The sequence below is a fragment of the Pseudonocardia adelaidensis genome (assembly GCF_039543345.1).
In the GTDB taxonomy this organism is placed as follows: domain Bacteria; phylum Actinomycetota; class Actinomycetes; order Mycobacteriales; family Pseudonocardiaceae; genus Pseudonocardia; species Pseudonocardia adelaidensis.
In genome coordinates, this window is record NZ_BAABJO010000005.1 from 151,133 (window position 1) to 173,569 (window position 22,437).

20 protein-coding genes are annotated in these 22,437 nt (G+C 74.5%); 9 read left to right on the forward strand and 11 right to left on the reverse strand.

What is annotated here, in order from left to right; all coding sequences use genetic code 11:
* The first annotated feature begins 114 nt into the window (after positions 1-114).
* On the forward strand, positions 115-1,173 hold the full coding sequence (locus ABEA81_RS08200) for a methyltransferase (RefSeq protein WP_345604239.1): 1,059 nt from the start codon (positions 115-117) through the stop codon (positions 1,171-1,173).
* Between the two features lie 63 nt (positions 1,174-1,236).
* On the opposite strand, the gene ABEA81_RS08205 is transcribed toward ABEA81_RS08200, so the two are convergent.
* Complete coding sequence (locus ABEA81_RS08205) at positions 1,237-2,787, reverse strand: RNA polymerase sigma factor (RefSeq protein ID WP_425570480.1); 1,551 nt, start codon at positions 2,785-2,787, stop codon at positions 1,237-1,239.
* Between the two features lie 80 nt (positions 2,788-2,867).
* Between ABEA81_RS08205 and ABEA81_RS08210 the strand changes: the two genes are divergently transcribed.
* Complete coding sequence (locus ABEA81_RS08210) at positions 2,868-3,767, forward strand: inositol monophosphatase family protein (RefSeq protein ID WP_345604241.1); 900 nt, start codon at positions 2,868-2,870, stop codon at positions 3,765-3,767.
* Between the two features lie 97 nt (positions 3,768-3,864).
* On the opposite strand, the gene cei is transcribed toward ABEA81_RS08210, so the two are convergent.
* Positions 3,865-4,524 (reverse strand): envelope integrity protein Cei, encoded by a 660-nt coding sequence (cei, locus tag ABEA81_RS08215; RefSeq protein WP_345604243.1) that lies wholly within the window; start codon positions 4,522-4,524, stop codon positions 3,865-3,867.
* Positions 4,521-5,624 carry a phosphotransferase family protein gene (locus ABEA81_RS08220; protein ID WP_345604245.1) on the reverse strand — a complete coding sequence of 368 codons (1,104 nt, stop codon included), beginning with the start codon at positions 5,622-5,624 and terminating at the stop codon, positions 4,521-4,523. The genes cei and ABEA81_RS08220 overlap by 4 nt, the downstream gene beginning before the upstream one ends.
* 246 nt (positions 5,625-5,870) lie before the next feature.
* Here ABEA81_RS08220 and ABEA81_RS08225 point away from each other — a divergent pair, with 246 nt between their 5' ends.
* Positions 5,871-6,173, forward strand: coding sequence for a DUF4193 domain-containing protein (locus tag ABEA81_RS08225; protein WP_142104151.1), 303 nt, complete (start codon positions 5,871-5,873; stop codon positions 6,171-6,173).
* A gap of 111 nt (positions 6,174-6,284) precedes the next feature.
* On the opposite strand, the gene ABEA81_RS08230 is transcribed toward ABEA81_RS08225, so the two are convergent.
* A complete protein-coding gene (locus tag ABEA81_RS08230) occupies positions 6,285-6,764 on the reverse strand; it encodes a DUF3093 domain-containing protein (protein ID WP_345604246.1) in 480 nt (159 codons plus the stop codon).
* A gap of 113 nt (positions 6,765-6,877) precedes the next feature.
* Here ABEA81_RS08230 and dut point away from each other — a divergent pair, with 113 nt between their 5' ends.
* On the forward strand, positions 6,878-7,333 hold the full coding sequence (dut, locus tag ABEA81_RS08235) for a dUTP diphosphatase (RefSeq protein ID WP_345604423.1): 456 nt from the start codon (positions 6,878-6,880) through the stop codon (positions 7,331-7,333).
* Between the two features lie 29 nt (positions 7,334-7,362).
* Entirely contained in the window at positions 7,363-9,990 is a 2,628-nt protein-coding gene (locus ABEA81_RS08240) for a DUF3710 domain-containing protein (protein WP_345604247.1), read from the forward strand.
* A gap of 2 nt (positions 9,991-9,992) precedes the next feature.
* Here the strand turns inward: ABEA81_RS08240 and ABEA81_RS08245 are convergent, their stop codons facing one another.
* A complete protein-coding gene (locus tag ABEA81_RS08245; protein ID WP_345604249.1) occupies positions 9,993-10,682 on the reverse strand; it encodes an alpha/beta hydrolase in 690 nt (229 codons plus the stop codon).
* A 146-nt stretch (positions 10,683-10,828) separates the two neighbouring features.
* Between ABEA81_RS08245 and ABEA81_RS08250 the strand changes: the two genes are divergently transcribed.
* Complete coding sequence (locus tag ABEA81_RS08250) at positions 10,829-11,212, forward strand: OB-fold nucleic acid binding domain-containing protein (protein ID WP_345604250.1); 384 nt, start codon at positions 10,829-10,831, stop codon at positions 11,210-11,212.
* 118 nt (positions 11,213-11,330) lie between these two features.
* Positions 11,331-12,008: a DUF3159 domain-containing protein gene (locus tag ABEA81_RS08255; RefSeq protein ID WP_345604251.1), complete on the forward strand. Its 678-nt coding sequence runs from the start codon at positions 11,331-11,333 to the stop codon at positions 12,006-12,008.
* 250 nt (positions 12,009-12,258) lie between these two features.
* Here ABEA81_RS08255 and ABEA81_RS08260 read toward each other — a convergent pair whose 3' ends face one another.
* On the reverse strand, positions 12,259-12,915 hold the full coding sequence (locus tag ABEA81_RS08260) for a potassium channel family protein (protein WP_345604252.1): 657 nt from the start codon (positions 12,913-12,915) through the stop codon (positions 12,259-12,261).
* A gap of 5 nt (positions 12,916-12,920) precedes the next feature.
* On the reverse strand, positions 12,921-13,583 hold the full coding sequence (locus ABEA81_RS08265) for a potassium channel family protein (protein ID WP_345604253.1): 663 nt from the start codon (positions 13,581-13,583) through the stop codon (positions 12,921-12,923).
* Positions 13,584-13,703: 120 nt separating this feature from the next.
* On the opposite strand from ABEA81_RS08265, the gene ABEA81_RS08270 reads away from it, so the two are divergent.
* The gene (locus ABEA81_RS08270; protein WP_345604254.1) at positions 13,704-15,749 is read left to right on the forward strand and encodes an APC family permease; all 2,046 of its coding nucleotides are present in this window, start codon (positions 13,704-13,706) and stop codon (positions 15,747-15,749) included.
* Complete coding sequence (locus ABEA81_RS08275; RefSeq protein ID WP_345604255.1) at positions 15,746-16,915, forward strand: class I SAM-dependent RNA methyltransferase; 1,170 nt, start codon at positions 15,746-15,748, stop codon at positions 16,913-16,915. Before ABEA81_RS08270 ends, ABEA81_RS08275 begins: the two co-directional genes overlap by 4 nt.
* Before the next feature lie 32 nt (positions 16,916-16,947).
* Here ABEA81_RS08275 and ABEA81_RS08280 read toward each other — a convergent pair whose 3' ends face one another.
* The 4 genes from ABEA81_RS08280 to ABEA81_RS08295 form a co-directional block, all read right to left on the reverse strand.
* Positions 16,948-18,132 (reverse strand): ROK family transcriptional regulator, encoded by a 1,185-nt coding sequence (locus tag ABEA81_RS08280; protein WP_345604256.1) that lies wholly within the window; start codon positions 18,130-18,132, stop codon positions 16,948-16,950.
* A gap of 64 nt (positions 18,133-18,196) precedes the next feature.
* Positions 18,197-20,143, reverse strand: coding sequence for a primary-amine oxidase (locus tag ABEA81_RS08285; protein WP_345604258.1), 1,947 nt, complete (start codon positions 20,141-20,143; stop codon positions 18,197-18,199).
* Entirely contained in the window at positions 20,140-21,693 is a 1,554-nt protein-coding gene (locus ABEA81_RS08290; protein ID WP_345604259.1) for an APC family permease, read from the reverse strand. Before ABEA81_RS08290 ends, ABEA81_RS08285 begins: the two co-directional genes overlap by 4 nt.
* A 105-nt stretch (positions 21,694-21,798) precedes the next feature.
* Entirely contained in the window at positions 21,799-22,383 is a 585-nt protein-coding gene (locus ABEA81_RS08295; RefSeq protein ID WP_345604260.1) for a TetR/AcrR family transcriptional regulator, read from the reverse strand.
* Positions 22,384-22,437: the final 54 nt, after the last annotated feature.

Below are 22,437 nucleotides of genomic sequence, written 5' to 3' on the forward strand. Positions count from 1 at the left end.
GGGCCGTGGGGACCGGCCGCCCGTCCGTGCTCTCGTGCGGTGGAAGGGGCGTTGTCGACCGGACCGCGATCTGCTCACGATTCGAGGATCGCCGAGCCTTCGTGGAGGTGGCCCGTGCCCGAGTCCGGCAGGGACGATGACGTCCTGGCCAATGCTGGCCGGTTGTTGGAGATGGTCAACAGCAGTTGGATGCCGCAGGCGTTGCGCACGGCGGCGGAGCTGGGCATCGCCGATCTGCTCGCCCACGGTCCCCGGTCCGCGCCGGACCTGGCCGAGGCCACGAGCACGCACGCGCCGTCGTTGCACCGGCTGTTGCGTGCGCTCGTCGCGATCGACGTCGTCAGCGAGCGCGACGACGGGACGTTCGAGCTCACGGCGTCGGGCCGGCTCCTGCAGACCGACGTCGAGGGCACGGTCCGGTCGTGGACGATCTACCAGGGCCGGGACGTCTGGGACGAGTGGGGCCTCATGCTCGAGGCCGTCCGGACGGGCAGGAGCGGGCGGGAGATCGCCACCGGCAAGCGGGGCGACTGGAAGCCCGGCTTCGAGCCGCTGCGCGACGACCCGGAGCGGGCCGCGATCTTCAACCGGGCGATGGCCGAGCTCACCCGCCTCAACGCACGCTCGCTCGTCGCCGGCTACGACTTCGGCGGGTACGCGCGCATCGCCGACATCGGAGGCGGTTACGGCGAGCTGATCGCCGCGATCCTGGCCGCCCACCCCGGCTCGCGCGGCATCCTCTTCGACCTCCCGCACGCGATCGAGAGCGCGCGACCGCACCTGGAGAAGAACGGTGTCCTCGACCGCTGCGAGGTGGTGAGCGGGAGCTTTTTCGACGAGGTCCCGGGCGGCGCCGACCTGTACGTCATGAAGAGCGTGATCCACGACTGGGACGACGTGCGCGCCGCGGAGATCCTCGGCAACGTCCGCAGGGCGATGGGCGCGACGTCGAGGCTGGTGCTGATCGAGCGGCTGATGCCCGAACGCATGAAGCCGGGCAAGGAGTTCCACGCCCTCGCCCGCGCGGACATGAACATGCTGGTGGCCCACGCGGCCCCGGAGCGCACCGCGGCCGACTGGCGGCGGCTCCTCGAGTCGGCGGGCTTCTCGGTCGCTGCCGTGTCGCCCGTCACCGCGACGTCCAGCGCGATCGAGGCCGTGCCGGCGGGGTGAACGCACAGCAGAACGCCCTCCGAGCCGGATTCCGCGGCTCGGAGGGCGTTCGGTGGGTGGCTCTCAGTCGAGGTAGTCGCGCAGCACCTGCGACCGCGACGGGTGGCGCAGCTTCGACATCGTCTTGGACTCGATCTGCCGGATCCGCTCGCGGGTGACCCCGTAGACCTGGCCGATCTCGTCGAGGGTGCGCGGCTGGCCGTCGGTGAGGCCGAACCGCAGCCGGACGACGCCTGCCTCGCGCTCGGACAGCGTGGCGAGCACCGACTGCAGCTGGTCCTGCAGCAGCGTGAAGCTCACCGCGTCGACCGCGACGACGGCCTCGGAGTCCTCGATGAAGTCGCCGAGCTGGGAGTCGCCCTCGTCGCCGATGGTCTGGTCCAGCGAGATGGGCTCCCGGGCGTACTGCTGGATCTCCAGCACCTTCTCCGGGGTGATGTCCATCTCCTTGGCCAGCTCCTCCGGCGTGGGCTCGCGGCCCAGGTCCTGGAGCAGCTCGCGCTGGATGCGGCCGAGCTTGTTGATGACCTCGACCATGTGCACCGGGATGCGGATGGTGCGGGCCTGGTCGGCCATGGCGCGGGTGATGGCCTGGCGGATCCACCACGTGGCGTAGGTGGAGAACTTGTAGCCCTTGGTGTAGTCGAACTTCTCGACCGCGCGGATGAGGCCGAGGTTGCCCTCCTGGATCAGGTCCAGGAACGCCATCCCGCGGCCGGTGTAGCGCTTGGCCAGCGAGACCACGAGGCGGAGGTTGGCCTCGAGCAGGTGGTTCTTGGCGCGCTCGCCGTCGCGGACGATCCACCGCAGGTCGCGGCGCATCTGCGGCGACACCTTCTCGCCCGCGTCGATCGAGCGGCGCATGCGCTCCGCGGCGTAGAGGCCGGCCTCGATCCGTTTGGCGAGCTCGACCTCCTCCTCCGCGTTGAGCAGCGCGACCTTGCCGATCTGCTTGAGGTAGGCGCGGACGGAGTCGGCCGACGCGGTGAGCTCGGCGTCCTTGCGGGCCTGCCGCAGCGCCTCGGACTCCTCCTCGTCCCAGACGAAGTCGGCCGACTGCTTCTGCTGGGAGCTGCGGGTGGTGGGGGCACGACGGTTGGCGCCGGTGTTGGCCGGCTCCTCGTCCTCGTCGTCCTCGTCCTCGTCGTCGTCCACGACCTCGACGACGTCGTCCGCGAGCTCGGCATCGAGCTCGACGTCGACATCCTCCAGCTCAACGGCCTCGGGGGCGCCGTCGAGCTCCACCTCGCCGTCGAGGTCGGTGGGCTCGCCCTCGGCGGTGGGGTCGGCCTTCTTGGTGGACTTGCCCGCCGTCTTGGGGGCCCCACCCTTCGCGGCGCCCGAGCGCGACCGGGTGGTGCCGGTCTTCGCGGTTGCGCCCGATCGCTTGCCGGATCGGCGAGCGGGTGCGGGACCTGCCGCCTGGTCGACGGTCGGGTCGATACGGGTTGCGGAGTCTGCGGCTGCCACTAGGCCCTCTCGCTGCGTGCGCTCTATGGTGCGCCGGGAGACGTCGAGCTCCGGCTGCTGGACGAGAATGTTGTGCTGGCACCTCGACGGGCGGCGCTCGGTGTCTGGTGTTGAGGGCCATCCCGCGTCGGGGTACTGCGCCATTGTAACTGCGTGTGCTCCAGCGGGCCGAAGCTGAGCCCGGTCGGCCTCGTCTGCGCACCCGTGCGGCGCGGTGTGGTCGGATGGAGACCGTGAACGAGGCCCGTCCCACCGCTCCGACCACTCCCGCTCAGCCGGCCGCGCGCGCCGACGACGAGCCCGCCGACCTGCGCCGCATCGCCGAGGGTCTCGTCACGCAGGCCGCCGGGCACCTCGAGGGGCTGCCCCGCCCGTGGGACGAGCGCGGCGGGAGCGCCGCGGGTGTCGCCACGAAGAGCACCCCGACCGACGTCGTCACCGCCTCCGACCACGCGCTGGAGGCCTTCATCCGCTCGCGGCTCGGTGAGCTGCGGCCCGACGACGCCGTCGTGGGGGAGGAGCACGGGAGCACGGCGGGGGAGTCGCGCACCGTCTGGCTCGTCGACCCGATCGACGGCACGGTCAACTTCCTGTACGGCATGCCCTGGTACGCCATCTCGGTGGCCGCCGTCCGGGACGGCGTGTCGCTGGCCGGAGCGGTGATCGAGCCGGCCACCGGACGGCTGTGGAGCGCCGCCACGGGTGCCGGCGCCACCTGCGACGGACGCCCGCTGCGCGTGTCGGGTGCCACCGACCTGTCGCTGTCGCTGCTCGGCACGGGCTTCTCCTACCGCCCGGAGCGCCGGGTGCGGCAGGCGCGCATGATCGGCGGCATGCTGCCGCACGTGCGGGACGTGCGGCGGGCCGGAGCGGCCTCGCTCGACCTGTGCGCCGTCGCCGCCGGCTGGGCGGACGCCTACCTCGAGCACGGCTGCAACTGGTGGGACTGGGCGGCCGCCGCGCTCATCGCCGAGGAGGCGGGCGCGCTCGTGCGCACGCCGGGACCGACGGGCAGCGTGCCCCCCGACGACGGCCTCGGCGCCGACGCCCTGTTCGCCGCCACCCCCGCCATCGCCGACGAGCTCGCCGCCCTGGCCCGCGAGCACGGGGCCGCGGACGTCTGACGGCCCCTCGCACAGCAACACTGGCGCTCCCGCACCGACTGCAGTTGGGGTGGGAGCCCCGAGGTCGGTGTGCGACGCCATGGGCGCCGGTTCGGGGTCAGCAGCTGGCGCTGCGCGCCTCCTCGACGAGCTCCGGGGGCAGGGTGGGCGGGGCGGGGGCGGCAGCGGCGGCGTCCGGGTCGGCGTTCGCCGCGCCGTCGGTGCCGCCACCCGGCTCGGTGAGCTGGTCGAGCGCGTCGCGCGCGGCGCGGCCCGGGTTGAAGTCGCCGAATCCCGTGCCCACCGAGATGTCCACCCCGGCGTCCGGGCGGCCGTCGCGCACGAGCTCGACGCAGGGCATCACGAGCGTGAGGGTGCTCGCCGCCGTCTCCCCGGCCGCGCCGAAGCGCAGTTGGCCGTAGCACTCCATGTCCTCGTTCGGGAAGAGCGGGTCGTTGCCGGTGCCCTTGACGGCGAAACCGAGGTCGCCCAGCTGCGCCGCCACCAGGCTGGCCTGCCCGCGCTGCCCGCCCGCGTTGAGCACGTGCACCTCCACGGTGGCCGGCGGGGCGGACGGCACGTCGTCGAGGGCGCCGCTTTCCAGGACCTCGCCCGCAGGAGGGTTGGGCACCGGGCAGGAGGACGCGCTGGCCGCGCCGCCCGCGTTGACGAAGACGATGCTCCACGTGGCGATCGCCGCCACGGCCAGCACGCTGACCACGACGAGCACCGGCCCTTGCCGGCGGCGCTGGTACGGGCGGGTTCGGGTAGCGGTCATCGGTCCAGTCCCTCCGCGAGCACGTGCTGGCCCAGCGCGACGAGCGGGGCGAGGCTGCCGTCGAGCCCGGCGGCCATGGATGCCGGCACCATCCCCGCCTGCACCCGGGCGAGGATGCCGGCGAGCACCACGCCCAGCTTGAACGCGCCGAAGGCGACATACCACGGCAGCGGGGCGAGGTCGATGCCGGACCCGGCGGCGTACGCGTCCGCGACCTCGGCGCGGCGCAGGAAGCCGGGCAGCCGGGTGGGGCTCGGCAGGTGCTGGGCGGCCCGCCACACCGGGTGCTCGTCGGCCTGGTGCCAGTAGACGAGCAGCAGCCCCAGGTCGGCGAGCGGGTCGCCGAGCGTGGAGAGCTCCCAGTCGAGCACGGCGCGGATGCGCCCCGGGTCGGCGGCGTCGAACAGGCAGTTGTCGATGCGGTAGTCGCCGTGCACGATCGTGTGCCGCTGGGTGGCGGGCACGGCGGCGGTGAGCCGCTCGGCGAGCCGGGACAGCTCGGCGGCGGTGGCCGCGTCCGCAGGCACGCCGTCGCGGGCCTGCTCCCACTGCGCCACCCAGCGCCGCACCTGCCGCGTGAGGTAGCCGTCCGGGCGGCCGAAGTCGCCGAGCCCGACGGCGTGCGGGTCGACGCCGTGCAGCGCCACGAGCACGTCGACGAGCGCCGTGCTCGCCCGGCGCCGCTCGTCCTCCGTGTTCGCCCATCCGGGTGGTAGTTCGCCCAGCGGTACGACGCCCTCGACGAGCTCCATCACGTAGCACGGCGCGTCCACCGGCGGCCCGTCCGCCGAGGCGGCCAGCACGCGCGGCACCGGGACGGCGGTGCCGGCCAGTGCGCTGATCACCCGCCGCTCGCGGCCCATGTCGTGCGCCGTGGCCGCAACCCGGCCCACCGGCGGCCGGCGCAGCACGACGGCGCCTGCCGGGCTGTCCACCCGGTACGTCAGGTTCGACCGGCCCGCGCCGAGCGGCTCGAGCGTGCAGTCCCGCCAGCGATCGTCGCCGAGCTCCGCCGCGAGCCACGCGCCGACGTCGTCCGGGTCGGCCCCCGGCGCCGGCGCGGGGTGCGGGCGATGCCCGCGCTCGGGAGAGACAGCCACCCGCGAACCCTAACCGCGCATGTGGACGCCACCTCCGGGCGACACGGGCAGGGGTGTGGCCGGCCGCGCACTGGGTTACCCTTCGGCGCCCCGAGGGGGAGCTCCACTATCGCGGGCGCGATAGCGCATCACGGCTGCGAGTGGGGCTGGGTTGAGACATGCGTCACAGAATCGCCGGGCACAAACCCCGGCCCCTGGGCGTTGTCCAGCCGCACGACGACGACAGTGTGTAAGAGGGTGGGAACGATGGCGACCGACTACGACGCGCCGCGGCGCAACGAGACCGACGACATGGCTGAGGACTCGCTCGACGAGCTGAAGGCCCGTCGCAACGAGGCCCAGTCGTCGGTCGTGGACGTCGACGAGTCGGACACGGCGGAGAGCTTCGAGCTGCCGGGCGCCGACCTGTCCGGCGAGGAGCTCACGGTCAAGGTGCTGCCCAAGCAGGCCGACGAGTTCACCTGCGCGAGCTGCTTCCTCGTCCACCACCGCAGCCGGCTCGCGTCCAGCAGCGGTGGACAGTACATCTGCCGCGACTGCGCGGCCTGAGGCTCCACAAAGGGGGGAATCGAACTGCCCCGAACCGCACCCCGGTTCGGGGCTGTGTCGTGTTCGGGGTCGTGCTTCGGGGTCGTGCTCGGGCTCGTCCCCCGTCCGGCGTCAGCGGCCGAGCGCGGCGATCAGGGCGTCCGGGTCGCGGGTGCTGACGATCCAGTACGGCGTGTCGTCGTCCGGGTCGGTGACCTCGATCCGGACGACGGGCCCGACCCACGCCCGGTGCACGAGGTGGGCCGCCGGGTCGAGCTCCGGGCCCAGCGCCACCTGCTTGTCCTTCCGCTGCACCACGTCGACGCGGCCGACGTGGCGCAGCGCGAGGCGGGCCTCGCCCGCCCGGAGCTCGCCGTCGGCGACCCGCACCCGGAGGTGGCCGAGCCACACCAGCGCCCCGAGGCAGAGCGGCACCGCGATCGCGTAGCCGATCCACGAGCGGATGCCCGGGTAGCCCATGTGCACCTCGGCGCCGAGCAACACCGCCAGTCCGAGCGCCGGCAGGTACCACCACAGCGGCACCGACAACCGCTCGTCGAACCGAGGGGTGCCGGACGTCGCAGGCGGGGTGGCCGACGGGTGCTCGTTCACGGCACCCGAGGGTAGCCTCGCCCGTCGTGCCCGGCCCCGTCGATGCTCCCCACCGCGAGCCGCTCACCGCACCGCTCGTCCCGGCGCCAGAAGATCCGGCCCCCACCGTCGAGGTGCTCATCACGCGGCTCGACCCCGGGCTGCCCGCGCCGTCCTACGCGCGGGCCGGCGACGCGGGCGCCGACCTCCACTGCACCGCCGACGTCGTGCTGGCCCCCGGGGAGCGCGCGATGGTCGGCACCGGGGTGGCGATCGCCCTTCCCCGCGGGTACGCGGGCTTCGTGCACCCCCGGTCCGGGCTCGCCGCCCGCGCCGGGCTGTCCATCGTCAACGCCCCCGGCACCGTCGACGCCGGGTACCGCGGCGAGATCCTCGTCTGTCTCATCAACCTCGACCCGCGCGAGGAGCTGCGGCTGCGCCGCGGCGACCGGATCGCCCAGCTGGTGGTCCAGAAGGTGGAGCACGCCCGGTTCGTCGAGGTGGGGGAGCTGCCCGCCTCCGAGCGGGGCGCGGGTGGCCACGGCTCCACCGGCGGGCACGAGCGGCTGCACACCGGGGACGGGCCGTAGTGGCGCGACGGGGCAGGGGTGCGTCCGGCGTGCGGCCGGACCCGGACGACGGTTTCGAGGTCGATGGGGGCGGGCTGGCCCTCGACACGGAGAGCCCGCTCCCACCCACCGGCCCGCACGACGGCGACGAGCTCGACCCCGAGCTCACCGACGCGGCCGGTCTGGTCGACTTCGGGTCGCTCCGCGTGCCGGTGCCACCGGACGGCACCGTCACCGTCGAGCCCACCGCGGGCGGCCGCATGCAGGCCGTGCACATCGCGCTGCCGGAGGGCCGGCTGTCGGTGAGCGCGCTCGCCGCGCCGAAGTCGTCCAAGCTGTGGCCCGAGCTGGCAGGCGAGATCGACGCCTCGCTGCGCGAGGGCGGGGCGCGGGTGCGCTCGTTCCCCGGCGAGTGGGGCCGGGAGCTGCACGCGACGTCCGGCGGCGCCACGTCCGTGTTCGTCGGGGTGGACGGGGCGCGCTGGATGGTCTACGGCGTCGCCACCGGACCCTCCGGGCAGGCCGCACCCCTCGATGCCGAGCTGCGCCGCTTGCTGCGGGGCACCGTCGTGGTGCGCGGCAAGCAGCCCTACCCGGTGCGCACGATCCTGCCGCTCACCATGCCCGATCACCTCGCGGCCGAGGCCGAGGCCGCGGCCGCCGCCGCGGTCACGGCGACGAAGAAGAGGTCGTCCGCCAAGGCCGGCGCGGGGAGGTCGGCGCCGGGCAGGGCGGCACCCGGGAAGACGGCACCCGGGAAGACGGCGCCGCCGAACTCGGACACGGCCACCGCGGCCGCCAAGAAGGCCGCCGCCCGGCGGGCGGCCGCCCGCAAGGCCGCAGCGGCCGCCGCGGTGAAGGCGGCGGCGGAGGCGCTCGCCGAGCAGGCGGCGGAGGACCGGGCCGCCGCCGCGGAACGCCCGGACGCCGGGACCGCCGCCCGCGGCGCCCGCACCGGTGCGTACCCGGCTGCCGGGACGGTCCCCACGGGCCCCGGTCCGGACGCGCCGCTGCACGAGCAGGCGCCGTCCGCGCGCCGGGCGGCCGCCGCGGCGTGGCGCGCCCGGCCTGCGGCGCCCCCGCCCGCGGAGGCGCTTCCCGTCGCCCGTCCGGTCGCCGACCCTCCCGCCACCGAGGCGCTGCCCCTCGCACCCGCGGCGCGCCCGGACCTGCCCCCGACCGAGGCGCTGCCCCACGTCGAGCCGGGCTCCGGGGGCAGGCGCCGGCTGGGTGAGCCCGTTGCAGCCCCGCCGCCCCCCGGAGGCCGGCGGCACCTGCCGGAACCCGCGGTCGAGGAGCCCCGCCCCGGCGGGCGGCGCCGGCTGCGCGAGCCCGCGGCCGACCTGCCCCCACCCGCCCGCGGGTACCCCGCTGATCCGCCGCTCCCGGAGGGCGGCAGGCGACGGCTGCGCGAGCCCGACGGGGTGATCGCTGCCACGGCACCGTGGGCCGTCGACGCGCCCGATGGGCGGCGCAGGTCGGCCGAGCCGGTCGCCGACACCGGGGTGTCCGCGTCCGGCCGCCGGCGCCTGCGGGAGCCGGGGGAGCGGGGCGCCCCACGACCCGCCGAACCGTTCGCCCCGCCCGGTCCGGCCGGTGCGGACCGTCGAGCGCCCGCGGCCGGCGCGGGCGTGTCCGCCACGGGCAGGCGCCGGCTGCGCGAGTCGTGGGAGCCGAGTGAGCCGGGCGTCGACGCGGGGGTCTCCGCGACCGGCCGCCGGCGCCTGCGGGAGTCCTGGGACGACGCCGGGCCGCGCCGGGAGACGGCTCCCGGTGGCCCGAGCGGTTCGGGCGGCAGGCGCGGGCCCGACGTCGCACCGCCCGTGCTCCCCGGTGGGGCCGCGGCGGACACCGGCGTGTCGGCGTCCGGACGGCGGCGGCTGCGGGAGCCGTGGGACGAGGCCCCGCCGCGCGACGCGCGGGCCGGGTCGATCCGGCCGGCCGACACCGAGGAGCCGGGCAGGCGTCGGTTGCGGGAGCCGTGGGAGGACTCCGGACCGGGTGTGTCGGCGACGGGTCGGCGGCGCCTGCGGGAGTCGTGGGACGGGGACGACGCCGGGGCCGGTCCGTGGGAGACGGGCCCCGGCGGGCCGCACCGGTCGAGCGGACCGCCCGGGCCCCTGGACGGCGGCATCTCCGGGGCCGGCAGGCGCCGCCTGCGCGAGTCGTGGGACGAGGCCGGCGCGGATCCCGGCCCGGGCGTCGCCGCGTCCGGACGGCGGCGCCTGCGGGAGCCGTGGGAAGGAGCCGAGCAGGGCGGCGCGGGGCCGGTCCGGCGGCGGCTGCACGACCCCTGGGACGATGCCGGCCCCGAGCCGGTGGAACCGGTCGGGCAGCGCCGGCATGACGCGGGTGCGGACCTGCTCTCCGGCACTGGTGGCCGGCGCCGCCTGCGCGAACCGGAGCCGGCGCCGGTCCGGGACGGGACGCAGACGGAGCCGTGGCTGCACGGCCCCGGGGGTCCGCCGGAGCGCGGCGCCCGCCGCACCCCGAACTCCGAGTACATGATCGAGACCGGGGAACAGGACGCCGGCTGGGTCGCCGCGCTCGACGGCCACGGCGACCGGCGCGACGGCGGCCGGCACTCGGGGGCGGGAAACGGGTCCCCCACGGTCCGGCTGGAGTCGCTGCTGAGCGAGCTGGATCCCAACCGGCCGAGGCGCCGCCACCGCCGCTGAGCTCACCGCGCGCCGACTGCTGCCTGTTGCCAGGCAGGCAGGACGGCCCGGCCGAGCACGGCGGGGTCGGCACCGACCGCGCCGAGCGTCGTCGTGCGGATCGCCGCGCGGGGCAGCGCCCGAGCCCAGGTGCGGGCCGTGGCCAGCGGGTGCACCGGGTCGTCGACGAGCGCGACGATCCCCACCGGCACCGTGAGCGAGCCGAGCAGGGCCCGGTCCGGTGCGGCCTGGGCCGCGGCGGCGTCGAGGGCGTCGCCGGGACCGGGGCCGTACCCGGCCCACGCGCGGGCGAGCTCGTCGGCCACCCACCGGGGACCTGCCGCCCGGGCCGCCGCCACCGCCGCCGCGAGCCCGCCCACCCGCACCTGCGCGGCCGTGGCCCTGGCCGCGGCGGCTGCGGGGGCGCCGTCGGGTGCGCCGGTCCAGGCGGGCATGGCGACCAGCACCCCGGCGAGCCCGGCGGGTGCCCGCTCGGCCGCCCACGCCGTGGCGACGTGCGCACCGAGGGAGACCCCGCCGACGAGGAACGGCCCGGGGCCCCCGGCCGCCGCGTCCAGCGCGGCCCGGTACCCGGCGACGACGTCCCCGCCGGGACGCGGCGCCACGGCCTCCAGCGTGATTCCCCACACGTCCAGGGCGGGCTGGAACGCGGAGCGGACGAACCGGGCATCCGACCCGGATCCGGGCAACATGACGGCCCGGACGGCGCGACCGGTCGACCGCTCGTCGTGGCCTGGGGAAAAGGGGCCCGGTGAGGTCAGCGGAGTGGGTTTCCTGGGGGTTACATTGAGAACATATCCGGGCCTCGCATGGAGGCGCCGAGCGAGCTGGGGGACAGATGACCAGCACCGATGGCGGTGCGTTCCGCCGCATGCTTCGCCGGCTCACCAGTGACGCCGACGAGCTGGACGCCGACGACCTCGAGGCGGGTGCGCAGAAGTCCGGCGCGCAGCGCGCGTCCGACTGCGCATGCGGCCAGGAGGTCACGATGCTCGGCAGGTTGCGCAGCGTCGAGTTCCGGCCGCAGGACGCCGAGGCGTCGCTGGAGGCCGAGCTGTTCGACGGCACCGACGGCGTCACGCTGATCTGGCTGGGCAGGCGCCGCATCCCCGGCATCGAGCCGGGCCGCACGATGCGCGTGCGCGGGCGGCTCGCGCTCCGGGACGGGCGCAAGGTGCTCTACAACCCGTTCTACGAGATCTGCCCCGCCAACACCGTCTGACCCGCACCCGCTGTCCGGCCGGTACCCTCGGCGAGGCCGGTCCGCCGGCCCGCTCGACAGCACCTGGATCAGCCGAGACATGCACCGGGCCTCCGGTCCGGCGCGCGCGAGGAGCACCGTGACCCACGGCCCGACCCCAGGCCACCCTTCCGAGTCCCGGACCGATGGTCGGGCGGCCGACAAGCCGCGGGACGAGCGCGCGGCGGCGAGCCTCCTGGAGCAGATGGGCGGCGTGCAGGGCCTCGTCGCCTCCACCATCCCGGTCGCGGTGTTCGTCCTGGCGAACGTCGTATTCGGGTTGCAAGCGGCCCTGATCTCCGCGCTCGTGGCGGGGGTCGCGATCGCGGTGTGGCGGGTTGCCCGCAAGCAGGCGCTGCAGCCGGCCGTGTCCGGCCTGTTGGGCGTGGGGGTCGCGGCCTTCATCGCCTACCGCACGGGCGAGGCTCGCGGCTTCTACCTGCCCGGCCTGCTCTTCAGCGCGGCGTGCGGCCTGGCCTTCCTGGTGTCGATGCTGGTCCGGTGGCCGCTCGCCGGAGTCGTCTGGCACGCGGTGAACGGTCACGGCCAGTCGTGGCGCGCCGACCGCAGCCTGCTGCGCGCCTACACGTTCGCCACGGCCCTCTGGACCCTCGTGTTCGCCTCCCGTGTCGTGGTGCAGGGCTGGCTCTACAAGGCCGACGAGGAGACGTGGCTCGGCATCGCGCGGCTCGCCATGGGCTACCCGCTCGTCGGGCTGGCGCTGCTCGGCACGATCTGGGCCGTCCGCCGGGCGGGGCGCGACCCGGCGCCCGCCTGACGGGCCCCGGTGGCGCCGCGCGCCTACCGTGCACGGCCGGAAGGCTGTCCACCGGACGGCGTAGATACGACCGGTGTTCGATCTTGAACTGAGACCCCTCACGTCGATGTCGAGGCTGTGGACAAGACAGCGGCGTGCCATGACGAGGTTGGTGGCAGGCCGCGACCGGTCGGGCACGGCGCGCCCACGGCCGGTCCGATCACGCCCCGAGCCGGTCGGGACCGCGAGAAGAACGACCTCGACCTCGGGCCTAGACGCCCAGCGCGGCGCGGATGTCCTCCTCCACGGCGGAGGTGGCGACGAACAGCAGCTCGTCGCCGGGTTCGAGGGCGTCGTCGGCCTGGGGCACGATCACCCGGCCACCGCGCAGGATCACCACGAGCGCCGAGTCGACCGGTAGCTCGAGCGACCGCACCGGCCGCCCGGCGAGCGGGGTGTGCTCCGGCAGCGTGACCTCCACGAGGTTGGCCTGGCCCTGCCGCAGCGTGAGCAGCCGCACCAGGTCGCCGACGGCCACCGCCTCCTCCACCAGGGCGGCGAGCAGCCGGGGGGTGGACACGGCGACGTCGACACCCCAGTTGTCGCTGAACAGCCACTCGTTGCGCGGGTCGTTCACCCGCGCCACGACGCGGCGCACCGCGAACTCCGTCTTGGCGAGCAGCGACACGACGAGGTTGACCTTGTCGTCCCCGGTGGCGGCGATGACGACGTCGCAGCTCTCCAGCCCGGCCTCCTCGAGGGAGGCCAGCTCGCAGGCGTCGGCGTGCACCCACTCCGCGCGTTCGACCGACTCGGGGTCGATGTTGGCGAGCTCACGCTCGATGAGCATCACCTGGTGCTTGTTCTCCACCAGCTCCAGCGCGATGGAGCGGCCGACTGCGCCTGCTCCCGCGATCGCGATGCGCATCTGTCTCAGCCTTCCTGGGGCGGTGCGCCGGCCGCCGCCGTGACGTCGCTGACCGTGCCGGACACCGCAGCGACGTAGATCGTGTCCTCGGCCTGCACCGCGGTCTCGGGACCGGGGAGCACCCCGGTTCCGAACCGCACGATGAACGCCACGCGACAGCCCGCGGCGGCCTCCAGCTCGTGGACCGGGTGGCCGACCCACTCCTCGTGCACCGGCAGCGGCAGGATCGCGACGGTGCCGGTGGGCTCGCGCCACGCCGAGGCGACGCCGTCGGGGAGCAGCATCCGCATCAGCCGGTCGGTGCTCCACGGGACGGTGGCGACGGTCGGGATCCCGAGCCGCTCGTAGACCGCGGCGCGCTTCGCGTCGTAGATCCGGGCGACGACGCGCTCGACGCCGAACGTCTCGCGGGCCACCCGGGCGGAGATGATGTTGGAGTTGTCGCCGCTGGAGACCGCGGCGAACGCCTGGGCCCGCTCGACGCCCGCCTCCACCAGAACATCGCGGTGGTAGCCCTCGCCGACCACCTGCTTGCCCCGGAACTCGGGGGAGAGCCTGCGGAACGCCTGCCGGTTGCGGTCGATCACCGCGACCTCGTGGCCGAGGCGGTCCAGCCCTGCGCACAGGGCCGCTCCGACCCGTCCACAGCCCATGATCACGACGTACAACGCACTGCCCTCCCCGGTCGCGGGAACGCTATCGCGTGGCGGGCCACCACACCGTGATTACCCACCCCGCCGGCTCCGCAGGCTCCGCCGGCTCACCGGCCCCCTGTATAGGCTTCCCCCGTGCCCAAGCTCGGCATCGCGCTGAAGCGCGTACTGGTCGGGCGGCCGCAGCGCAGCGACCGTCTCTCCCACACACTGCTCCCCAAGCGGGTCGCGCTGCCCGTCTTCGCCTCCGACGCGATGTCCTCGGTCGCCTACGCGCCGGAGGAGATCTTCCTGACGCTGTCGGTCGCGGGGCTCTCGGCGTACGCGTTCTCACCGTGGGTGGGCCTCGCGGTCGTGGTGGTCCTGCTCACCGTCGTCACGAGCTACCGGCAGAACGTGCACGCGTACCCGTCGGGTGGCGGCGACTACGAGGTGGCCACGGTCAACCTCGGGCGCCGGGCCGGGCTCACCGTCGCCAGCGCGCTGCTGGTCGACTACACGCTCACGGTGGCCGTCTCGATCTCCTCGGCGGCGGCGAACATCGGGGCGCTGCTGCCGATCGTCGCCGAGAACCGGGTGGCGTTCGCCGTCGTCGCGATCCTGGTGCTCACCGCGATGAACCTGCGCGGGGTGCGCGAGTCCGGCGTCGCATTCGCGATCCCGACCTACGCCTTCATCGTCGGCATCGGGTCGATGATCATCTGGGGGTTCACGCGCATCCTCGTGTTCGGGGACGTCGTGCTGGCCCCCAGCGCCGACGTCCAGCTGATCGCGGAGGGCGACGCGCTCACCGGTCTCGCGCTCGCGATGCTCGTGCTGCGCTCGTTCACGCAGGGGTGTGCGGCACTGACCGGGGTGGAGGCGATCAGCAACGGGGTGCCGGCGTTCCGCAAGCCGAAGTCCCGCAACGCCGCCACCACCCTGCTGCTGCTGGGCACCGTCTCGGTGCTGATGTTCTCCGGCCTCATCGCCCTGGCGCAGCTCACCGGCGCGAAGATCGCCGAGCACCCGGCGGAGCAGATCGTCAACGCCCCGCCGGGCTACGTGCAGGAGACGCTGGTCGCCCAGCTGGCCGAGGCGGTGTTCGACGACTTCACCGCCGGCTTCTTCTTCGTGGTGGTGGTCACGGCGCTCATCCTCGTGCTGGCCGCCAACACCGCCTACAACGGTTTCCCCGTGCTCGGGTCGATCCTCTCCCAGGACCGCTACCTGCCCCGGCAGCTGCACACCCGCGGCGATCGGCTCGCGTTCTCCAACGGCATCATCGTGCTCGCGGCCGTGGCGATCGTGCTGGTGATCGGGTTCCAGGCCGAGGTCACCCGCCTGATCGCGCTCTACACGGTCGGCGTGTTCACCTCGTTCACGCTCAGCCAGGCCGGGATGCTGCGCCACTGGAACCGGCTGCTCGCCACCGAGACCGACGCCGCCGCCCGGCGGCGGATGAAGCGCTCGAGGGTGATCAACGGGTTCGGCGCGGGGATGACCGGCGTCGTGCTGGTGGTCGTGCTCATCACGAAGTTCACCCGGGGCGCCTGGATCGCCATCGCCGCGATGGTCGTGTTCTACGTGATGATGGAGGCGATCCGGCGGCACTACGACCGCGTGGCCGTCGAGCTGGTGGTGGGGGAGACCGACGCCGTGCTGCCCTCGCGCAACCACGCGATCGTGCTGGTCTCCACGCTGCACAAGCCCACGCTGCGCGCGCTCGCCTACGCCAGGGCGACCCGCCCGGACCGCCTGGAGGCGGTCACGGTCAACGTGGACGACGCCGACACCAAGCGCCTCATGCGCGAATGGGACCAGCGCAAGCTGCCGGTGCCGCTCAAGGTCGTGGAGTCGCCGTACCGGGAGATCACCAAGCCGGTGCTCGACTACGTCAAGCGGATCCGCAGCGACAACCCGCGCGACGTGGTCACCGTGTTCATCCCGGAGTACGTCGTGGGCCACTGGTGGGAGCAGATCCTGCACAACCAGAGCGCGTTGCGGCTGAAGGGCAGGCTGCTGTTCCAGCCGGGGGTGATGGTCACGAGCGTGCCGTGGCAGCTGCGTTCGTCCGAGCGGATGGTCGCGCGGCGGCCCGAGACCCCGCCCGGCGCGTCGCGGCGCGGGTACGAGCCGGTGGCCCGCGACGACGGCTCCGCGGCACAGCCCAAGGCGGGCGTGGGGCAGCGGCGGCGATGAGGCAACGCGTCTCGGAGCCCGCACTCGACTGGACCGACCGGGTCCTGGAGCTCGACGTCGGCCCGGTCGCGCACGGCGGGCACTGCGTCGCCCGTCACGAGGGGCGCGTGGTGTTCGTCCGGCACGCCCTGCCCGGGGAGCGGGTGCTCGCCGTGGTCGTCGAGGATGGCGGCGGCGGGTTCTGCCGGGCCGACGCCGTGGCCGTGCGCGAGGCGGCGCCGGGCCGGGTGCCCGCGCCGTGCGTGTGGGCGCGGGCGGGCGGCTGCGGCGGTTGCGACTTCCAGCACGCCGACCCGGCCGTGGCGCGCGAGCTCAAAGCCGCGGTGCTCGCCGAGCAGCTGCGCAGGCTCGCCGGGATCGAGCGGGCGGTGGAGGTCGAGGAGCTCCCACGCGGCGCGCTCGGTTGGCGGCACCGGGTGCGGCTGGCCGTCGACGAACACGGACGGCCCGGTCTGCGCGCCCACCGCAGCCACGACGTCCTGCCGATCGCGGACTGCCCGATCACCCCGGCCGGCACGCTCCCGCCGGTGCTCGAGCGCCGTTTCCCGCCGGGGGACGAGGTCGAGGTCGTCGTGGACGCGGACGGCGTCGTGCACGTCGGGAGCGGCCCGGCTGTGCAGCGCGCCGCGGGGCGCGAGTGGCTGCTCTCGCCGGGCGTCTTCTGGCAGGTCCACCCGGCGCTGCCGGACGCGCTCGCGTCGGTGGTCGCGGAGTGGGCGGCCGCACCGGCCTCCGGCACCGCCTGGGACCTCTACGGCGGCGTGGGTCTCTTCGCGGCGGTCCTCGCCGGGCAGGTGGGGCCGGACGGGCAGGTCGTCGTCGTCGAGTCGTCGGCCCCGGCCGTCGCCGACGGGCGGGCGGCGCTGGCCGATCTGCCCCAGGTCGCCTGGCGCACCGGGCGCGTCGAGCACGTGCTGCCCACCCTCGACGGCAGGCCGGACGTCGTCGTGGCCGACCCGCCGCGGCGCGGGCTGGGCCGCGACCTCGTCGACGCGCTGTGCGCGCGTGCCCCCGCCCGCGTGGTGCACGTGGCCTGCGACCCGGCGGCGCTCGCCCGGGACCTGGCGCTGTTCGACGCGCGGGGGTACCGCCTCGACGCGCTGCGGGCCTTCGACGCGTTCCCGATGACCCACCACTTCGAGAGCGTCGCCCTGCTCATGCCGTGAGTGGATACGAGTGCTCTGGCACTCGTATCCACTCACGGCTTCTGAGCTGCGAGGACGAGGTGGAGGGCGTGGTCGCGGACGTGGTCGATGCTCCGCTTGACCGCGCCGAGCATCACGGCGTCGCCACCGAGTGCCGAGGCGAGCACGCGCGGCGGCGGGTCGCCGTGGTGGGCGAGGCGCTCCTCCAGGGTGGCGAGCAGCGGGCCGCAGGACGCGGCCACCCGCCCGGCGATGATCACCCGCTCGGTGTCCACCAGGCTGGCGAGCGTCGCGATCACCCTGGCCATCCGCTCGGCGATCCGGTCGACGACCCCGGCGGCGAGCGCGTCGCCCGCGGCGGCCGCGGCGAACACCGCGGCGGCGTCGGGGTCGTCGGCCAGCACGGAGCGCGCGCCAGGGGCGGCGAGCGCCTCCCGTGCCCGGTCCCGCGCGATCCTGGCGATGCCGTCGGCCGAGCCGACGCCGCCCACCAGGCCGAGGAAGCGCATCTCGCCCGCGCCGCCGCGCGCGCCGCGGACCAGCCGTCCGTCCTCGACGATGCCGGCGCCGAGGCGCTCACCCGCCAGCAGCGCGACGAAGTGCCGCACGCCCCGGCCGTGGCCGCGCCAGCCCTCGGCGAGGGCGGCGAGGTTCGCGTCGTTCTCGACGACGGCCGGCAGGCCGTGGTGCGCCCGCAGCCGCTCGCCGAGGTCCGGGTTCATCACCTCCCAGTACGGGTTGCCGCGGAAGGTGGTGCGGCCGCCGGCGTCGACCGGGGCCGGCACACCCACCGTCACGGCCAGCACGCGCTCGGCCGGCAGGCCCGCGAGCGCGGCCGTGACGGCGTCCCCCACGGCAGCGACCCGCTCGTCGGCGTCGGTGAACCCGCCGCGGGGCGGGCCGTGGTGCCTGCCCAGCTCGGCGCCCCGCAGGTCGGTGACGATCGCGTCCACCCGGTGCTGCCCCGCGTCCACGCCGACGACGAGGCCCGCGAGGGGGTCGAACGCGTACCGCCGGGCGGGGCGGCCCTTCTGGTAACCGCCGTGCTCGCGCTGGTTGGCCACCTCGCGCACCCAGCCCCGCGCGATGAGCTCCTCGCAGACGTCGTGGACGGTGGCGCGGGAGAGCCCGGTGGCGGCCATCAGATCGGTGCCCGTCACCGGGGGTGCCTGCCACATGTGGTCGAGCACGAGCCGGGCGCTCGCCTCGCGCACCATCCGCGAGGAGGGCGCGGTCATCCGCTCCGGCTCCACCCGCCCAGCTTAGATTCGGGGCCGCGATGAACTCCCGTGCCGGACCGCCTCAGGTGGTGTGGCAGTGCGGTGCCGACGGTGGGAGGTCCAGTGAGGGGTTGCCGTCGAAGAAGCCGCTGGGTCTCAGCATGAAGCCCACCGTGCTGACCGGCATCACCGGCCAGTCCTCCGGCCGCACCACGTGGTGGGCACCGAACGTGTACCAGACCACCACGTCCTGGCCTTCGAGCGGCCGGTCACCCGCTATGTACGCCGGCAGGCCCTGGCCGCCGGGGTGCTGGTTGGGGTAGTCGCCCGCGGCGTACCGCTGGGTGTCGTCGGCCGCGGTGACCCACAGCTGGTGCCGGGTGAACCCGGCGCGCGGGGCGAACACGGCATCCGCGGAGTACATCGGCGGCACGTTCGCCCCCGGCATCAGCGCGTACGCGGTCGGGGCGCCGAGCGCGGACGTCCGCTCGGCGCTCTCGATCTTCCAGTAGCGGGCCCTCGACGCGTCGACGTCCCGCTGGGCGACCGACTCGCCGGCGAGCACCGTGCGGTGGGTCTGCCACGCGTTGCCGTGCGGGTTCGCCGGGCCGGGCGGGCTCGGCGCGGAGTCGACCTCCACCACGGTGTTGGCCGTGCCGTCCACGGTCATGTCCAGCCGCACGCAGAAGAAGTGCTGGTGGTGCGGCCCGTAGAGGCCGGGGGCGACGAGGGTGCCGTGCGCCGGCACCTCCCCGGGGGCCACGGCGCCGGTGGAGATCACGCCGGTGAGCTTGACCTCGTACTCGATCGTGCCGTCGGTGTAGAGGTACCAGAAGTAGCCGTACTCGTAGTTCCCGACGGTCACGATCGTCGAGATCACCAGCCTCCTGCGGCGGCGCACCTGCACGGCGCCGGTGCGGAAGTCGGTGTGCTTCCAGGCGATCCCGGCGTCCTCCTCGTGCATGCAGACGGCGTTCGGGATGGTGACGGGGGCGCCGTCGTTGTCGTTGACGACGCCGTCGAAGTAGTGGATGTGGCCCACGCAGTCGCAGCCCAGGGTGAGCGGGTTCGCCAGCCAGCCGACGCCGTACTCGCCCTGGTCGAACACGTTCTTGAAGCGGTGCGTCGGGGCCGGGTCGCCGTAGGGCACGTACATCTCGGCGAGGGATGCGCGGTAGACGATCGGCCGGCCGGCGTAGCCGACCTCGTGCAGGACGAGCCCCTCGCGCGGGGTGAACCCGATGCGCAGCCGCCAGCCCAGCCAGCTGACCGCGTGGCCCTCGACGGTGAAGCTCGGCCCGTCGGGCTGCGTGATCGAGATCGGGGCTACGTCGGTGCGGTGGGCCTCGACGGCGGGCACGTTGCCGGGTTCGAAGAGCCACGGTTCCTCGTAGTTGCCCGGCCGGGCCGGCAGCGGCACGACGCCGTGGTCGGCCACGTCCACCACCTCGCCCGCGTCGAGGTCCACCACCACGACCAGGCCCTCGACGGGACGGGCGTAGCCGTGCTCGCCGGGCGCGGAGCGCACCCAGGTGAGCGGGCGGGCGATGCGGCGGGCCGACGGGTCGTCCTCCGGCCCGGTCCAGCTGGACGCCCACGGGTCGATCATGGCCAGCGAGAAGTCCTGGATCCCGCGCCTGCGCATGGCCTCCTGCCAGCGCGGGTCGGCCTGCACGATCGCCTCGCAGGACGTGAACTCCTCGGCCATGATCGGCGGCTGCACGCCGTCCACCGGTGTCCAGGACAGGACCGTCCGGTCGGTCAGCGAGACCACGGCCTCGTACGTCGTGCGCGTGGCGCGGTCGTAGAGCACGACGTGCGCCTCCCGCGGGAGCGGCGCCGCGTCCGGCGTCCACCCGAGCACCGCGGACTTCGGCGGCTCGTGCAGGGTGACGAACACGAAGCGCGCGGAGTCGGTGAGGTCCTGCTCCTCGCGCAGCACCGCGGCCGCGGTGCCGATCTCGTCGGCCGTCAGGGGCTCGAGCGGGTGGGCCGAGGTGGCGACGGTGGGTTCCTCGACGGCGGTCATGCGGTGGCTCCGGTGGGCTGGGGGTCGGACTCCGGGACTTCGAACTGCCCGATGCGGGCGTAGCGGTCGGGGTAGCGGCCGCGCAGCACCAGTCCGAAGACGAGGCCCCCGACGAACACGGCGAGCACCACCCACGGCAGCACCACGATGTACGTGGCGTCGCCCGCGCCCGCGAGGTCGTAGCGGTTCACGATCAGCAGCACGCACGCGCCGGCCATCGCGGCGAACCCGAGTACGGGGGCGACGAGCGTGGACCACCAGTGGAAGCCGTCGCGCGCGGTGGTCAGGAAGTAGCGAATGATCGCGATCGAGACGAGCGCCTGCACGCCGAGGATGCCGAGCACGCCGAGCAACGGCGACCAGGTGCCGAGCTTGAGCAGCGCGCCCTCGTTGCTCGGGTCGTAGAGCACGAAGGCGAGGCAGTACAGACCGACGACGACGGTGACCGTCATCGACGCGACGGCCGGGCTGAGTCGCTTCGACGTGCGGGCGAGCGCACGAGGCAACACGCCCTCGCGGGCGAGCGCGAACAGGTAGCGGGCGCTGGTGTTGTAGAACGCCATCGTGCAGGCGAACGACCCCGTCACGATGAGGATCTCCATGAGCACGGTGGCCCACGTGCCGACGTACCGGTCGGTGAGCGGGTAGAACGCCGAGGCGATGTCGCCGGCGTACTGCGCCTTCACCGCCTCGACCGCGCCCGTGAGGCCCCATCCGGTGACGTAGACGTAGGAGATGATCACGTACAGCACACCGAGCCCGATGACCGAGCCGTACGTGGCGATGCGGGCGATCTTGTGCGGGTCGCGGGTCTCCTCGGCGTAGTTGGGCGCCATCTCGAAGCCGACCCACGACCAGAAGGCCGCGAACAGCGCGACGCCGGACGCGCCCGCGCCGAAGACCTGGATCGCTGCGGGGTTGTCGAAGATCGCGAGCGGGTTGAGCGGGGCGAGCGAGAAGCCCTCGGCGCCCCCGCTGGCAAGGACGCCGACCGCGAGCACCGTGAGCACGACCACCTCGGCGATCAGTGCGACGCCGAGCACCTTCGCCGTGAGCTCGATGTGGAACAGGGCGAACATGGTCATCAGTGCGAGCCCGACGATCATGTAGGCCCAGGCGGGAAGGTCGAGGCCGGTCAGGCTCGCCACCGTGGTCGAGGCGAAGTACCCGGTCGTGCCGAGTACGGCGGCGGCGAACACCATGTAGCAGAGCGCGATCAAGAGCCCCGAGCCCAGGCCGAGCACGCGCCCGAGGCCGCGCGTGACGAACGTGTAGAAGCCGCCCGCCGACGTCACCCGCCGGCACATGGCGATGTAGCCGACCGAGAAGATCGTGAGCGCGACGGTGGCGACGGCGAACGCGGCCGGGGAGGCGTAGCCGCCGCCGAGCGTCGCCACGGGGACGTTGAACAGCATCGCGGCGAGCGGGGCGGCACCGGTGACGATGCAGAACAGCACCGAGGGGAGGCCGAGGACGTTGCCGGCGAGCTGGTCGGACCCGGCGGGGAACGGGGTGCCCGCGGTCGGGCCGGTGGTGGGTGTGGCGGTCATGGCAGCTCCGGGGTCGAGGCGTGCGGACTACACGAGAGCAGCGTGAGCAGCCCACGTGTCCGCCGTGTCACGGCCGGATGAATGCGCGACGCTGCGTGTCCAGGCTCAGGGCACGAGGGCGCGCAGGGCGAGGTCCGTCACCGTGTCGGCGTAGTCCTCGGTCAGCGGCGCCGTACGCAGCAGCCACCGGTGGTACAGCGGCCCGACGAGCAGCTCGACGGCCACGGACAGGTCGAGGTCGGCGCGCAGCTGCCCGGCCCGCTGGGCGGCGCGCAGCCGGTCGGCGATGGCTCGGAGCTGGGGGCCGAGCAGGCGGTCGAGCACCATGCCGGCGAACTCGGCGTCCTCCTGCATCTCGATCATCAGGCCGCGGGTCGTGCCCGAGAGCTTCGGGTCGGCGAGCTCGGCGACGATCGCGCGCACCACGCCCCGGAGGTCGGCGGCGACGTCGCCGGTATCGGGGAGCGAGAGGTCGTCCGGGGTCGCGTTCACGGACGCGAGGAAGCCGTCGAGCACCACGGCCCCCTTCGACGGCCACCACCGGTAGATGGTCTGCTTGCCGACGCCCGCGCGGGCCGCGATCGCCTCGATCGTCAGCCTCCGGTAGCCCACCTCGTGCATCAGCTCGGTGGCCGCGGTGAGGATCGCCCGGCGGGAGCGCTCGCTACGCCGGGAGGGATCGGGGGGCACCGGGCGAGCATAGAGCCAGGCGAGACGAGACGCATCGTCTTGACATGGTGCCGC